Here is a 14,569-nt window from a genome sequence, read left to right as displayed (position 1 = left end):
CTCACGCCCCCGTGCGCTCGACCTCCGGCCGGTGCGACCGCGCCGACCCGGCACCGGTCAGCACGGCGAGGCAGTCGTCCAGCGGTCCGGTCAGCGCGGTGGAGCGGGCGGTCAACGCCTCCACCAGTCGCACCCTGGCGCGGTGGCCCGCGTCGGTGGCGGCGGACGGCACCGGGCACAGCACGCGGCCGTCCCCGCCGAACACGAAGAACTCACCGCCGTGCAGGTGGCGCACCATGTCCTCGTAGAGCTGCACTGCGATCCGGCGCGGGTCGAGGTCGGCCACCAGCGCACCCGGCAGCGCGGCCACGAGCCGCACGAAGATCAGCCGCTCGATCGGCAGCGGCAGGGTGACGCGGTCGGCGCCGAACTCGCCGAGGTCCACGTCGACCTTGTCCTCGTAGCCGCCGGTGCTCGACCCGCTTCCCGCTCCGCCGGGCCGGTGGCGCAGCGAGCTGGCGCGCAGCTTCACGTGCCGCTTGACCGTGCCGATCGCGGTCGGCACGCCGTCCTGGAGCCCGACGACGAGCGAACCGTTGGAGATCAGCGGCCAGCCGAGCCGCTGGTGCAGGCCCAGCGCGAGGGTGGTCTTGCCCGCGCCGCTGTGGCCCCACATCGCCCAGACCCGGCGGGAGTCGCTGACGGCCGAGGTGTGCAGGACGACCCGGCCCGCGGCGTCCAACGCGCGGCAGAAGGCCTGTTCCACCACCACCTGGAGGCCGTCCCTGGTCACCTGGTGGATCGGCGCGGCGAACTCGGTCGCGTCCTCCAGGTAGCGGAAGCCGGGGGTGGCCGCGTCGGTGACCGTGACCTCGTGGGTGACGGGCGCCGCCGGGTCCGGTTCGCGGTAGTGCCGCAGCCCGGCCACCGCGGTCGCCAGTTCGTCGGGAACCCGCAGCCGCAGCACGGTTCCGACCCGTTCGAGCCGTACCTCGATCACAGAGCCTCCTCAAGTGGGTTCGAGTCCGCCGTCCACCGCATGGGTGTGCGCGGTTTGCCCGGTGCGGTGCCGAGCAGGGCGTGCCGCAGGGACAGCGCCACGGCCCAGTAGGCGGACGCGCCGTGCAGGGCGTAGGCCACCGGCGCGCCGAGCGCGGCCTCCAGCCGCTCGGCGGGCCGCACCCGCAGGCCGGAGAGCTCCGCGGCCCGCCGCAGCGCGAGGTCGTTGGCGGGCACCAGGTACACCACGAGTCCGGCCAGCACACCGGCGAACGTCGCGGGCCCGGCCGCGAGCAGCGCGCCCGCCGCCAGCAGCGGCCCGCCCGCCCAGCAGATCGCGTGGTGGAGCAGTCGGTAGGCGGGCAGGCGCAGGTCCCGGTCCGCGGCGACGCCGCTGTCGCGCAGGTCGCGCCGGTAGCGCAGCGCGCCCGCCGGTCCGTGGAACCACACCCGCTTCTGCACCAGGAGGCCGCGCAGCGAGTCCGGGCTGTCGGCCAGTTCCCAGTGCGGGTTGGGCACCACCGCCACACCGCGGGCGGCGAGCGCGACCGACAGGTGCGCGTCCTCGTTCGGGAACCGCTCGGTGAACCGGCCCGCCGCGACCAGGTCCGCCAGGCGCATCTGGAGGCCGTGGCCGATGACGTAGGCGAACGGGGCAGGCAGGCGTCGGGCGGCGGGCGCGACGCGGGCCCGTGCCGACCGCAGGGCGTGCACCCGCTCGAAGCCCAGGCTCCAGCGGCACTGCCAGGCCGCGGCGGCCCGCAGCACCGCGCGGGAGAACGGCGGTGCGGTGCCGAGGTCGTGCCAGTTGCGGAGGTAGAGGCCGTGCTGCTGGACGACGACCGGGCGCGGGTGGCGGTCCATGATCTGCGCGGCGGTGCTGAGGGTGCCCGCCGCGGGCAGCGAGTCCGCGTTGTAGATGGCGACGTACCGGCTTTCGCGCACCCGCGAGCACACGTCGAGCACGCCGTTGAGCTGCGAGGCCATCATCCCCGCCGGGTCGTCCACCTGGTGGTGGCAGATCCAGGGGTACCGGGCCGCCCAGCGGTCGCACAGCTCCGGCGTCCCCGGAAGACCGGGGACGGCGGGCTCACGGGTCGTGGAGGCGAGCACGAGGGCCACCGGTTCGCCCGCCGCGCGCAGGTCGCGCATGTGCTCGACCAGCCGGTCGAGCCGCGGTTGCTCGGCGAGCACCGGGACCACCACCGCGACGTCCGGGGAGGGCTCCGCCCCGCGCGGCGGCGGCACCCACGTCGGGGCCGACGCCGAGCGCCGCACCCTGGAGCGCCACAGCAGTCCCCGCGCGGCGAGCCCGATCCCGACGGCCGCCGCGGCCGTCACCCTGATCGGTGCGGAGGGCTTCACGGTGTCACCCCCGCGGGCCGGACCGGACGGCGGCGCGGTGACCCGCCGCGTGCCGGGGAACCGCCGGACTTCTCGTTCATCCCGCATCACCTCGTGCTCGTGTCGGTAACCCGCGTCCACAGCCCGGCAACCCGTCGCAGGAGGCTCGACGGGTCCACCCCCGCTCCGCCGCGGGCCAGCCACGACCGCACCTCGGCGGCCCGGCCATCCACATCGGACTGGTGGGGGCGGAGCACCGTCCCCGGTGGCAGGAACGCCTCCGCCGTGCGCAGCAGCGCGTCCTCCCGGTGGAACCTGGCCAGGTTGTCCTCCAGGGCACCGCGTCGGCGGCCGGTCGGCGCGTCGGCCGCGGCGCGCCCGCGCAGTTCCTCGTCACCCGCGTCGAGCACCACCAGCCCGGCGTACCGGCACTCCCCGGCGGCGCGTGCCGCGTCGACGACCGCGTCGGCCACCCGCCGGGCCCGCTCGACGGGCCACTCCGCGCAGGCGAAGGAGATCAGCGACAGCCACCCGACGTCCACGAGCACGGTGCCCTCGGGGCTGGCCGCCACCTCCGCGGCGATCCGCCGGGCGACGGCGGCCTGCCTCTCCTCGCCGGGCGGCGGCGGGTCGGGTTCGAGCAGCAGCGCCCTGAGCTGTTCGGGGACCACGGACATCCCGCCGTTCAGCACCCCGGCCAGCGTCGTCTTCCCGGCGGCAGGCGGTCCGAGCAGTTCCACGATCGTCTTCATTCAGCACCACAACTCGTCCACGAGCGCCGTCACCAGGCGCGGCGGGCGGCGGCGCGCGGACCGCGACAGCACGCGGTCCGCCACCGCCCGCGGCTCGGGGCACGGCGGGAACACGACGACCCGGTCCGGCAGGCGCTCCGCCAGGCGGCCGAGGAACGCGTCGAAGGCCCGCTGGTACTCCTCGTCCACGTAGAGGTCGGCGGTGCCGTGCCGGTCCGGGCCCGCCTCGCGCACGGCGCACCGCTCCCGCGACGCGTCGCGCTCCCCGGTGAGGGTCACCACGACATCGGGTTCCACCGCACGTCCCCGCGCCAGCCAGTCCGCCAGCCGCGACCGCAGGTCCGGACCTCCCGTGCGGTGCACGGCGTCCACGTGCGCGGCCTGGGACAGCACGGTGCGGTCGAGCACGGCGGTGGTGCCGGGACCCACCGCCCGCCCCCGCCGCTCCTCCTCGACGAGGTAGTGCCGCTGCACCCGCCAGCCGGACGGCACGTCCGCGGGCGGGGCGACGCCGGGCCCCACGCCGGGGTGCGGCGCGTACTCCGGCACGAGCACCGCCCCCAGCCTGCTCGTCAGCTCGCGGACGAGAGTGGTCTTGCCGCTGGCGACCACCCCGTCGACGCCGACCACCAGTCCCGCCGTCATCCCGGCACCGAGAGCTTGCACCGCCTGCACAGCTCCGGCGCCACGCCCGGCCTGCCGTCCTCGATCTGCCTGCGCAGCGCGGTGTAGACCGGGCCGTGCCACAGCTCCTGGATGGAGGACTCGCGCAGGTTCCCGACCACGATCTCGGCGCGCCAGTCCTGGCAGCACAGGATCACGGTGCCGTCGAACCGGACGTGCAGCCGCTCCCGGTGGCGGTTCTGCTCGCACCCGACGACCCGGTCCCGCCACGTGTTGTTGGAGAAGCTCGCCACGTTGCGGCTGCGGTCGAGCACCCCCCAGCGGTACAGCTCGAAACCGTTGTCCGCGCAGTACTTCTCGGCCAGTTCGACGTCCTCCTCGGTGACCGCGGGGTGGTCGAGGAGCACGACCCCCACGACGCCGACCGACCGGCGCCACCTGTCGTCCTCGGCCAGCGCCACCATGTTCGCCCACACCCTGTCGAACCGCAGGCCGGGCATCAGCCGGGCGTGCGTCTCCGGCGTGAACCCGAACACCGACAGGCGCAGGTCGTCCACGCGCACCTCGGCCAGCTCCGCGCGCCTGCGGTCGTCCAGCATCGACACGTTGGTCGACACCTCCACGGAGCCGGCGGGGAGCCTGTCGTTGACGAGCGCGATCCGCTCGGCCAGCCGCCGGTCGATCAGCGGCTCGCCGTTGAGGTAGGGCGCGAAGGTCAGGCCCTCCTGGTGGTCCACGCACTGCTCCACGATCGAGCCGAACAGCTCGTCGCTCATGCGACCCCTGGGCAGTTCGTTGACCACCTCGGGGTGCGGGCACACGGTGCAGGCGGCGTTGCACGCGGTCACGGTCTGCACTTCCAGAAAGCGCGGGAAGTCCGGCAGCGCGGGCATCACACCCTCCCTTCGGTCGAGGTGAAGAGGGACTCCACGGGTTCCCGGTAGCCTGCCCGCGCCACGTCGCGCGTCAGGACCGCGGCGGCCACCTCGGTTCGGCGTTCGAGCTTGGTCATGTCCTGGACGAAGGCCCTGGTGCCCGCCCGTCGGTGCGCGTCCACGAGCACCGCTTCGCGGCCCGCCTCGATCGCGGCCCGCGCGGCGTCCGGCTCGACGCCGTCGGCCACGTCGAACAGGGCGTGGCAGTAGTCCGAGACGAGGGTGCTGACCCGGTCGTGCATGGCCCGCAGGTCGTCCCACCACCGCGCGGGCACCGGCGGGGTCCCCTCGACGGCCGCCTGCCTGGCCACCAGGTGGCGCAGGAACTCGGTGCTGGTGAAGTGGTACTCCAGGAACTTCTGCCTGCCGCCGTAGTCGCGCCGCAGCGCCTGTTCCAGGCAGCGGTGCGCGACGTGCACGCGCGGGTCGCTGAAGACGTAGCTGTACGCGGCGTCGGCGGTCAGCGGGTCGCGGGGCAGCCGCATCAGCCCCGCCCGCTCCGTGTCCCGGCGCAGCTTCGTACCGGGCACCAGGCGGGCGCGCTCCAGGATCGTGCCCAGCCGGTGCAGCTGGCCGTGCCCGGCGAGGTAGTCCACGTCGAAGTGCAGCTGCGGCAGGGTGGAGAACGGGTTGAACGCGAGGAAACCGATGTGGTGGCTGATCCCGTGCGCCTCGAACCTCCGCTTGGCCTCGGCGTACTCGTCCTGCGCCGTTCCCTTGCGGTAGATCTTCAGCGTCGGGGCCCAACCGGACTCCACGCCGATGAACACCCGCACCAGCCCGGCCTCGGCCAGCAGCGCCAGCAGGTCGTCGTCGGGGAACGGCCGGGTGCGCAGGTAGACCATGAAGTACGGCCTGCGGTCCAGTTCGAGCATCAGCCCGGCGATCTCGGTGACCCGCGCGGTGTCGCGCGGTCCTGCCCAGAACAGCGGGTCGTTGAAGACGAAGTACCGCTTGCCCATCGCCTGGAGCGCGGCGATCTCGGCCACCACGGCCGCGGGTTCCTTCGCGCGGCGCTTGGGCGCGCCGACGGCGATGTCCATGGTCGGCACGTGGCAGAAGGTGCACATCGCGACGCAGCCCCTGCCCGCCTCCAGGTTCGCCATCCTGGCCGCCTCGCCCTCCTCGACGTCGCGCACCGGCAGCAGTCCGCCGTCGAGGGAGATGGTCGACGGCAGGCCGTCGCCGCGCACGGGGGTCCCGTCGTCGCCCCGCACCAGCACGCCGGGCGGGGGAGCGGAGCGCCAGTCGCCGCGCTCGACCGCGTCGAGCAGACCGGGGACGGTCGCCTCCGGCTCTCCCACCACGACGCCGTCGACGTGGGGCAGCAGGGCCAGCAGCTCCTCGGCGTTCCCGGTGGCGTACACCCCGAACAGGAACACCGCCCGGTAGTCGGCCGCCTCGCCGAGGCCGTCGACCAGCCACAGCGATTCGGCCGCGTCCTGGAAGTTCGGCTTGGCCAGCAGCACGGCGTCCGGGGGCGCGTCCGCGAGCGCTTGCGAGGCGTTGCGGTGCTCGCCCTTGGCCAGCAGGGTCAGCGTCGCGGAGCGGCCGGTGGCGCGGACCGCCGCGGCGGTCATCGCGACCGTGACGGACGCCGCGGACTGCGAGTAGAGGCTGCGGTAGAAGCAGAAGTGCGCGGAGACGCTCACGTCGTCGACCTCCCCGCCGCTCGCGGGTGCCGGTCGGCGCGCAGGTCGTCGACCACGGCCCGCGCGCACCACTCCGGTGTGCCGCGCAGGTCGTGGACGATGCCGGAGTCGAGCACGGGGCTCAGCCGCCGCGCCACCGCCACCGTCGTGGTCGGGTCGGCGAGGTCGGGCAGCGCCGGACCGATCCGGCCGTCGTCGTCGAACAGCAGCATGGTGGAGGCCCGCACGCGGCCGGTGATGTCGGCGTAGAGCCGGATCCAGGAGCGCGTGCGCGGGCTCGGGTAGCGGACGGGGTGCACCGTCGTGCCGACGCCGACGAAGTAGATCCGCCGCAGCGGCACCGCCGAGGTGCCGACCTCGATGCCCAGCTCCTCGGGCCTGGTGCGGCGGCGCTCGTGCGGTCGCAGGTCGTCCGGCTCGCCGTAGAGCTCCCGGTAGAGCTCCCGGTCGGACAGCCACATGGCCTGGCTGCGGAACGCGAACGTGTTGTCCTCGCCCGGCAGCACGACGGGTCGCGGGCCCGTGAGGTCCACGACGGCGTGGTCGTTGGCCATCATCCTGCCGCCGTGCGCGGTGCACAGCTCCAGGGCGACGCTGGTCTTGCCGGAGTCGCTGGGGCCGGTCAGCAGCACGCCCTCGCCGTCGAGGTCGACGACGGCCCCGTGCACGACGATCCTGCCCGCGCGCAGGAAGTTGCGGTCCCAGGCTTGCACGACGACGCAGCCGATGCGCTCGTTGCGCAGCCAGAAGTCCGCCGGGCCGTGCACGACGACCTGGTCTCCCGCCCTGGTGATGTGCGGCTCGCCGTCCGGCACGTGCCGGACCGCCGGTTCGGTGCCCGCGGCACCCGCCCCGACGGCCTCGACCCGGAAGCGGTCCAGCCGGATCGGGTCGCGACCGCCGTCCAGCCCGAGCCACAGCGCCGGGTCGGCTCCCGAGACGGTCAGTTCCTGGCCGCACCAGCGCACGCGGAAGGTGTGCGGGTCGACGGTGGTGGTCATGGGCTCTCGACCTTCCGGTTCGCGCCGCCGCGGGCCGCGGGCGCGTCGTGGGACAGCAGCGTGAGGAACTGGCTCACGGCGGTGGTGGCGTAGCAGCCGGAGGGCAGGAAGAACGACAGTTCGCAGGCGGAGCGGCCGGGGAAGAACTCGTCGGGCACGACACCGTCGACGGTGATCCGCGCCTGCACGACGGTGGGCCGCACGGACGTGGAGCGACGCATCTCCCCGTCCTCCCACCGGTACTTGTCGTACGGGAGGTCCGCGGCGGTCCGCAGCAGGGCCAGCACGTCCGGGGTCGAGGTCGCGAAGGCGTAGGGGATGCCGTCCCTGAGCACGGCGAGCGGTTCGCGCGCTGCCACGCGGGCCAGGGTGCGGCGCACCTCCTCGTTCCACGCGCCGGAGGAGTGCGAGCACAGGTAGAACGACACCGTCCGGGGATCGAGGGCGGAGAAGAACGCCTCGGGCGGGCCGGAGAACCCGGCCGCGGCCACCGCCTCCGCCGCACCGGACCGGAGGAGGAGGTCGAACGCCGCGGCGTGGTCGCCGTCGAGCAGCGCCCGGCCGATCAGGTGAGTCCTCTTCGGACCGCCGGGCACGCCGAAGCGCTGCGTGTCGTAGTAGTTGACGAAGAACAGGGTGTGCTCGCGGGCGCCGGACCGCAGCACCTCCGCGAGCTCCGGCGCCAGTCGTCGCACGACGAGGCGGAAGCCGTTGCCGTTGAGGCGGCCGATCCGCAGCGGTTCCCGGCCGTGCCCGGCGTCCGACAGGCGCATGTACCGCGTGGTTCCGCCGTGGAAGGCGGTGAACTCGGCGAACCGGCTCGCGTCCAGGCCCGGTGGCAGGCTGACGAGCTGCTCGGTGATCCCGTCCTCGTCCTTGAGCCCGGCGTAACCGACGTCCGCGCGGGGGACCTCGAAGAATTCACCGATGGCGGACACCGCCTCGAAGGTGGTGTAACCGAGTTTGTTCAACCGGGCCAGTCGGACGGCGGCTCCGCTTTCCTGGGTGACCGGAGGGATGAGGTTCTCGACGACGATGAAGTCTTCCGGTCGGCGCTTGAGGACGACGTCGAAAGCATTCGTCGTGGGCGTCGCCGGAGCGAGGTGGTCGAATGGTGGCGATATTTCCTCGTGGGGCAGCCCGTGGCCTCCGGTCCGACCGGGGCCGCCGACGGTCCCAGCGTCCGCGCTTGTTGATATCGACACCCGATTCCTCCTTGGCTGCTGGTCAGGCCCTGATGTCGTCGCAGGTCGACGTCGTGTGGCGGGACGTTCGAGCCGACGAGGGCCACGGTAGGGATTCGCCGACCCGTGTGGCTAACCGGAGGATCTGCAAAAGATGGTCGTCAAATATTTGACGTGGTCCCGGCCGTTCTTAGGCCGTCTCAAATAGTCTGGATCTGTTTTTCGGCGGGTTCGGGGTTGCTCGGGTTCGGGGGCGCTGCTAGCTTCGGACAAGTCGAAGTCGAGTACGGCGATCATGCGCTCCGCATTACTTCGCAATTGTCGTGCCCGATTCCCTGCTCTCCTGGTCTGGAGGTGAAGAGAATGCGTCGTCACGCCGCGAACCTGCGTCCCCGCCTGGACAAGGTCAAGGTGAAGAACAGCTGACGGACACCGTGATCCCCGGCGGATCGCGCAGTGCCGCCGTGGACCGCGACCAGGGGTCGGGGTCCACGGCGTGGGCCAGCCCGATACGGAAAGGACGACCATGGCCGACCAGGCCCCCGGACAGGTTCCCGTGCTCGGCCACGTCGACGAGAGGCTGCGGACGACGAGCCTGTGCCTCGCGGTGGCGTACGGCGCGAGGAACGACCCGGCCCACCGCGGTGGTCTCGCGCACCTGTTGGAGCACCTGCTGATGTCGGCACCGGTCGTGGGGCCCACGTCGCTGTGCGAACACGTCGAGCGCCTCGGCGGCGACGCCAACGCCGAGACCGGCCTCGAACTGATGCTGTTCACCGCCCAGGTGCACGCCTCCGACGCCGCGGACGTGACCCGCCTGCTGCGCGGGGCCGTGCTGGAGCCGCGGCTGGACGCCGCCGTGCTCGACCGGGAACGCGCCGTCGTCCTCCAGGAACTGGCCGCCGCGGCGGCCGACCCCAGCGACGTCGTCCAGGACACCTTCCTCGCCGACGTGTTCGGCTCCCACCCCCTGGGCAGGCCGGTGGGCGGCACGGCCGAGGAGGTCGGGGCGACGTCGCTCGACGACGTGCTCGACCACCACCGCGACGTCTTCCTGACCAGTCCGATGGCGCTGGTCGTCGTCGGGCCGGACCTGCCCGGCGCGACCGGGCTCCACCGCTCTCCGGCCCGGCGGTCGGGGCGTGGTGGCAGCGTCCCGATCAGCCCGCCTCCGCGAACCCGCCCCGCGCCCCGCTGGCCCGACGGGTTCGCCTGGACGTGCGTCGGGGGCCGCGGCCCGAGCGCCACCGACCCCGACCGGCTGGCCTACGTCCTGCTGTCCAACCTGATGGGCTCCAGCCCCGCGTCGCTGCTCTACCGCAGGCTGCGCAACGACGGAGGGCTGGCCTACGCGTTCCAGTCGTGGTCGCGCGCCTACACCGAGGCCGGTGCCTGGCGGGTGCTGGCGGGCGTCGACGTCGGCAACGGCGAGGCCCTGGTCGAGGTGATCACGGCCACGCTGGAGGAGTTGGCGAGCGGTGGTCCGTCCGACGAGGACCTGGCCGCCGCGCGCCGGAAGGCCGAGATGCACCTGGTGCGGGGGAGCGAGGTGCCCGCCGAGTACGCCAGGCTGATCGCGCAGCGGACGCTGGCGGGCACCGTCGAGTGGTCCGTGGACCAGGAGCTGGCCGCGTTGCGCGAGGTGACCGGTGCGCAGGTCGTGCTGGCCGCCCGGCGCGTGCTCGCCGACCTGTGCGTGTCGGTGGCGTCGTGACAGCGGCGGCGGCGTACCTGGAGGCGGCGACCTCGGCCGGGCTGCTGGCCGAACTGGACGGGGTGCCCTACGTCGCGGGCGAGTACGTCGACCCGGTCAGCAGGCGGCGGCGGGTCCTCGTCGAGTACTGCGACGGGGGCCTGGTGGGCACCGCGGCCGCACGGGACCGGCTGCGCGCCGCGCTGGCGGAGGCCTTCCCCGGCAACGATTCCGCGCTGGTGCGGGTGGACGCCACCACACCCGGCGACCTGCTCGCGGGCAGCGGGTGGACCAGGGAACTGGTCTACGTCGGCTACGAGGGCCCGGTCGGGCCGCCGACCGCCGACGTGCGGCTGGAGCGGCAGGAGGACCGGGCGTTCGTCCGGGACTGGCTGGAGCGGGCGTTCACCCTGGCGCAGCACCAACTCGGCGGTCCCGGTGACGGCGCCGCGGAGGCCGCGGCCGCGACCATGGCGCACCCGGCGCGGCGCACGTACGTCGTGGGCCCGAGCCCGGAGGCCGACCCGATCGGTCACGCCACCCTGCTCACCGACGCCGTCGACGAGGTCAGGGGAGTCGGGTTCGTCGAACTGCTGGACGCGCTCGTCGAACCGGAGCACGACGTCCGCGCGCTCGTCTCCGCGCTGGTCGCGGTGTGCGCCGCCTACGCCCGGCAGGAGGGCCGCCCCCTGGTCGGCCACGTCGTGGCCACGCCGGAGGCGGGCGACCGCGTGCTGGGCTCGCTGTTCCGCCGCGGTTGGCGGACCTGGCACAGCTTCTACCGCTGTCCGCTCGGAGACGGAGGCACCGCGCCATGAGCACCCGGTTCGACATCCCGCTGCTCTACCGGACCCTGGAGGTGGAGGAGCACGAGAGCCTGCGCGCGCTGCTGCGCAAGGCCCGCTCGACCGCGTTCACCCTGCCGCACCTGGTGCTCTCGGTCTTCGAGCAGGAGGGCGTCCGGCTGGGCAGCGGCTCGGCGGACGAGCTGCGCAGGGCGCGCGGCCGGGCGGCCGACTACGCGGCCGTGGTGGAGCACGTCTCCTCCGAGGTCCGGGTCGACGTCATGAAGGGGCCCGCGCTGGCGCGCCGCTACCCGAGCGGGATCCTGCGGCCGGCGGGCGACCTGGACCTGGTCGTGCCCGACGAGGTCGCGCTGTGGCGGGTGGCGCGGCTGGTCGACGCCCTCGCGCCCACCACGCCCGAGGTGAGCGTGTCCCTGCTGGGCGGGGGCCCGGACCGGCACGTGGTCGCCTCGCTGACCTGGCCCGCGGCCGACGCCGTGCTGGACAGGGACATCAGGGTCGACATCAGCACCATGGCCTTCCCCGGCGACCAGGCGGCGGTGCCGGTACGGGCACCGCTGCCCCCGGACCCGTGGCTGGCCGACCTGCTGTCGGTGACCGAGGAGCGGTTCCAGCGCGCGTTCACCGCCAAGGACGTGCTCGACCTGGTGGTGCTCGACGACGACGCCCCCGACGACCTGGCGTCCGTCGTGGACGCCGCGGCGCGCCACCGGGTGGCGCCGGAGCTGGCGGAGCTGGTGTCGCGCGCGGCGTCCGTCGTGGACCTGCGCGCGCTCGCCCCGCTGGCGGGATCGCTCGCCCCGCACGCCGAGCGGGAACTGGAGACCCGCGCGGCGCACGGGACCGGGCCGGGGACGGACGTCCCCCGCAGGATCGCCGCGGGCGTGCCGGTGTACGGGATGCCGCTGCGCGTGGAACGCAGGCCTGAGCGGGAGGTGGTCGCCGTGCGCCGCGCAGGCGACGCGCACCTCGCCGCCACGCCCTTCGGGGACTACCTCCTCGTGGGGTCCGGACTCGTCGACCCGCTGCTGCACGAATCGGCGCTGCGGGAACTGGACCGGCCGCACCGCCCCGGTGCCGTCGAAGGGAGCCCGTCGTGAACGCGGTGGAGATCAGGGGACTCACCAGGACGTTCCCCGGCAAGCGCAAGGGCGCGCCACCGGTGCGCGCGCTGCGGGAGGTCGACCTGGCGGTGCCCGAGGGCACGGTCCACGGGCTGCTCGGTCCCAACGGCGCGGGCAAGACGACGCTGTGCCGCGTCCTGTCCACCGTCCTGCTGCCCACGGCGGGCACCGCGTCCGTGCTGGGCCACGACGTCGTGACCGCGACGGCGGCGGTCAAGCGGTCGATCGGCATCGTGTTCGGTGGTGACAAAGGGCTCTACGGGCGGCTGAACGCCCGGCAGAACCTCAGGTTCTGGGCCGCGATGTACGGGTTGAGCGGCAGGGGGCTCGGCAGTCGCGTCGACCGGCTGCTCGACCGGGTCGGTCTGACGGACCGCGCCGACCACCGGGTGGACACCTACTCCAGGGGCATGAAGCAGCGCCTGCACCTGGCCCGCGGGCTGGTCGCCGACCCCAGGGTGCTCATCCTGGACGAACCCACCTCCGGCATGGACCCGGTGGCGGCGCACGAGTTCCGCGACCTGGTCGCCGGTCTGCGGGCCGACGGCCGCACGGTCCTGCTCACCACGCACGACATGGTGGAGGCCGAGGCCGTGTGCGACCGCGTCACCCTGATCGACCGCGGCGGGGTGCTGGCCTCCGGCGAGCCCGCCACCATCGGTCGGCTGATCTCCCACTACGAGCGGATCGAGGTCGACGCGATGCCCGAGGGCCTCGTCGACGCCGTCAGGGCGGTGCCGGGCGTGATCTCGACGTCCACCACCGGGATCAGCACGCTGATCGAGACCGAGAACGGCGCCGCGACCGCCGAGGTGCTGGGCCTGCTCGTGGCGGCCGGTGCCACCTCGCTGCGCACCGGCCGCCCCAGCCTCGAAGAGGTCTACCTGCGCCTGGTCGGCGGACGAGGGATGGTGGTGGGCTGATGCCGCGCACGGTGCTCGCCGCGTTCCGGTTCCAGGCCGCCCTGGCCTGGCGGACACCGGACACGCTGAGCGTCTTCGTCACCGCACCGCTGTTCACCGTCGTCTTCCTGGCGCTGAGCCAGTTCGCGGGCCGCACGGACCTGGCGACCCACGCCGTGCTGGCGCCGTGCCTGATGTCGCTGTGGGCCGTCGCCCTGTTCCTGGCGGGCGACCTGATCGGCAACGAGCGCTCCTGGGGCACGCTGGAGGGGCTGGTGGCCACCCCGGTGTCCTTCCCCCTCCTGGTGACCGCCCGGATCACGACCGTCACCGTGCTCGGCCTGCTGACCTTCGCCGAGTCCTGGCTGGTCGCCGCCGGGCTGTTCGGGATCGTGCTGGACGTCGCGCACCCGCTGGTGTTCGGGGCGGGCATGCTCCTGTCGGCGCTGGCGATGGCGGGCACCGCCACCTCGCTGTCGGCGGTCTTCGTGCTCACCCCGTCCGCGCGCACCGTGCAGAACACCCTGAGCTACCCGATCTACCTGCTGTCCGGGGTGATGGTGCCGATCTCGTTCCTGCCCGACTGGGTCCAGCCGCTGTCGCGCCTGGTCTTCCTGTCCTGGAGCGGCGACCTGCTGCGCACCTCGCTCGACCCGGCGCCGACGGGCAACGTGCTGCCGGAGCTGGGCGCGGTCGCCCTGCTCGGGGTGGCGGGCTACCTGCTCGGCGCCGCCCTGACCCGCCGCTTCGTGCGCCGCGCGCGCGAACTCGGCAACCTCTCCCACACGTGAGGGCCCGATGACCGAACTGCTCGCCGAACCCCGTCCGCTGGCGGTCGTCCGCCACGCCTCCCTCAACGCCCTGGCGGACCTGAGGGCCACCTACACCCCGACCAGCTGGACCGTCGGCTGGCTCGGCCGGATGCTCGCGCAGGTCGCGTTCTTCACCGTGGTCGGCCACCTGATCGGGTCGGCGGAGCACACCAGGTACCTCGTGATCGGCAACTCGCTGATGACCTGCGTCATCGAGGTCATGATGGTGGTGGCCTCCACGACGTGGGAGCGGCGCGCGGGCACCCTGCCGCTGCTCGTGGCCGCCCCCGCCGAACTGGGGCTGGTGTTCGTCGGCCGAAGCCTCCAGTGGACGATCAGCGGGTCCGGCACCTCCCTGGTCTCGCTGCTGGTGCTGGCCCCGCTGTTCGGGGTGCACTGGACGGTGGGGCAGTTCCTCACGGTGGTCCCGCTGGTGCTGCTGACCGCGTTCAGCACCTACGCGTTCGGGCTCGTGCTGGCCGCGGCCGTCCTGGGTACCACGGGCCTGCGCAACATCACCTCCAACGCCGCCTACCTGGTGATGATGGCCGTCTGCGGGGTGCAGGTGCCGGTGTCGTACTGGCCGGGCGCCGTCCAGCTGGCCGCCGAGTGCCTGCCGCTGACCCACGGCCTCCGGGCCGTTCGCGCCGTGGCCGACGCGGAGCCGCTCGGCACCGTGCTGTCCCGCGCGCTGCCCGCCGCGGTCGCGGGCGCGTGCTGGCTGGCGCTCGCGCTCGCGGTCTTCCGGCTCACCGCCGCCCGCGCCCGCCGCACCGGATCGGTGGTCTACTCCTGAGCCCG

General features: G+C 73.8%; 14 protein-coding genes. 6 read left to right on the top strand and 8 right to left on the bottom strand.

The window, feature by feature from the left end:
* Window position 1: 1 nt before the first annotated feature.
* From VFZ92_RS27440 to truD, 8 genes are all read right to left on the bottom strand, one after another.
* Window positions 2-940 (bottom strand): hypothetical protein, encoded by a 939-nt coding sequence (locus VFZ92_RS27440; RefSeq protein WP_330878931.1) that lies wholly within the window; start codon window positions 938-940, stop codon window positions 2-4.
* The gene (locus VFZ92_RS27435; protein WP_330878930.1) at window positions 937-2,304 is read right to left on the bottom strand and encodes a glycosyltransferase; all 1,368 of its coding nucleotides are present in this window, start codon (window positions 2,302-2,304) and stop codon (window positions 937-939) included. Before VFZ92_RS27435 ends, VFZ92_RS27440 begins: the two co-directional genes overlap by 4 nt.
* Window positions 2,305-2,390: 86 nt before the next feature.
* On the bottom strand, window positions 2,391-3,035 hold the full coding sequence (locus tag VFZ92_RS27430) for a hypothetical protein (protein ID WP_330878929.1): 645 nt from the start codon (window positions 3,033-3,035) through the stop codon (window positions 2,391-2,393).
* Complete coding sequence (locus VFZ92_RS27425) at window positions 3,036-3,680, bottom strand: hypothetical protein (RefSeq protein ID WP_330878928.1); 645 nt, start codon at window positions 3,678-3,680, stop codon at window positions 3,036-3,038. It lies immediately after the preceding gene.
* On the bottom strand, window positions 3,677-4,552 hold the full coding sequence (locus VFZ92_RS27420; protein ID WP_330878927.1) for a radical SAM/SPASM domain-containing protein: 876 nt from the start codon (window positions 4,550-4,552) through the stop codon (window positions 3,677-3,679). The genes VFZ92_RS27425 and VFZ92_RS27420 overlap by 4 nt, the downstream gene beginning before the upstream one ends.
* Window positions 4,552-6,246 (bottom strand): B12-binding domain-containing radical SAM protein, encoded by a 1,695-nt coding sequence (locus VFZ92_RS27415; protein WP_330878925.1) that lies wholly within the window; start codon window positions 6,244-6,246, stop codon window positions 4,552-4,554. Before VFZ92_RS27415 ends, VFZ92_RS27420 begins: the two co-directional genes overlap by 1 nt.
* A complete protein-coding gene (locus tag VFZ92_RS27410; RefSeq protein WP_330878924.1) occupies window positions 6,243-7,247 on the bottom strand; it encodes a hypothetical protein in 1,005 nt (334 codons plus the stop codon). Before VFZ92_RS27410 ends, VFZ92_RS27415 begins: the two co-directional genes overlap by 4 nt.
* Window positions 7,244-8,452, bottom strand: coding sequence for a tRNA pseudouridine(13) synthase TruD (truD, locus tag VFZ92_RS27405; protein ID WP_330878923.1), 1,209 nt, complete (start codon window positions 8,450-8,452; stop codon window positions 7,244-7,246). Before truD ends, VFZ92_RS27410 begins: the two co-directional genes overlap by 4 nt.
* A gap of 505 nt (window positions 8,453-8,957) precedes the next feature.
* Between truD and VFZ92_RS27400 the strand changes: the two genes are divergently transcribed.
* The 6 genes from VFZ92_RS27400 to VFZ92_RS27375 are packed head-to-tail and all read left to right on the top strand — an operon-like array spanning window position 8,958 to window position 14,564.
* Complete coding sequence (locus VFZ92_RS27400) at window positions 8,958-10,145, top strand: pitrilysin family protein (protein WP_330878922.1); 1,188 nt, start codon at window positions 8,958-8,960, stop codon at window positions 10,143-10,145.
* Window positions 10,142-10,942 carry a hypothetical protein gene (locus tag VFZ92_RS27395; RefSeq protein ID WP_330878921.1) on the top strand — a complete coding sequence of 267 codons (801 nt, stop codon included), beginning with the start codon at window positions 10,142-10,144 and terminating at the stop codon, window positions 10,940-10,942. Before VFZ92_RS27400 ends, VFZ92_RS27395 begins: the two co-directional genes overlap by 4 nt.
* On the top strand, window positions 10,939-12,030 hold the full coding sequence (locus VFZ92_RS27390) for a hypothetical protein (protein ID WP_330878920.1): 1,092 nt from the start codon (window positions 10,939-10,941) through the stop codon (window positions 12,028-12,030). Before VFZ92_RS27395 ends, VFZ92_RS27390 begins: the two co-directional genes overlap by 4 nt.
* Window positions 12,027-12,977, top strand: coding sequence for an ABC transporter ATP-binding protein (locus VFZ92_RS27385; protein WP_330878919.1), 951 nt, complete (start codon window positions 12,027-12,029; stop codon window positions 12,975-12,977). Before VFZ92_RS27390 ends, VFZ92_RS27385 begins: the two co-directional genes overlap by 4 nt.
* A complete protein-coding gene (locus VFZ92_RS27380; protein ID WP_330878918.1) occupies window positions 12,977-13,747 on the top strand; it encodes an ABC transporter permease in 771 nt (256 codons plus the stop codon). Before VFZ92_RS27385 ends, VFZ92_RS27380 begins: the two co-directional genes overlap by 1 nt.
* Window positions 13,748-13,754: 7 nt before the next feature.
* Window positions 13,755-14,564: an ABC transporter permease gene (locus VFZ92_RS27375; RefSeq protein WP_330878917.1), complete on the top strand. Its 810-nt coding sequence runs from the start codon at window positions 13,755-13,757 to the stop codon at window positions 14,562-14,564.
* The last annotated feature ends 5 nt before the right edge of the window (window positions 14,565-14,569 follow it).

This window comes from Umezawaea sp. (assembly GCF_036375055.1).
Lineage (GTDB): Bacteria > Actinomycetota > Actinomycetes > Mycobacteriales > Pseudonocardiaceae > Umezawaea.
This window is presented reverse-complemented; position numbering and strand designations above follow the sequence as displayed.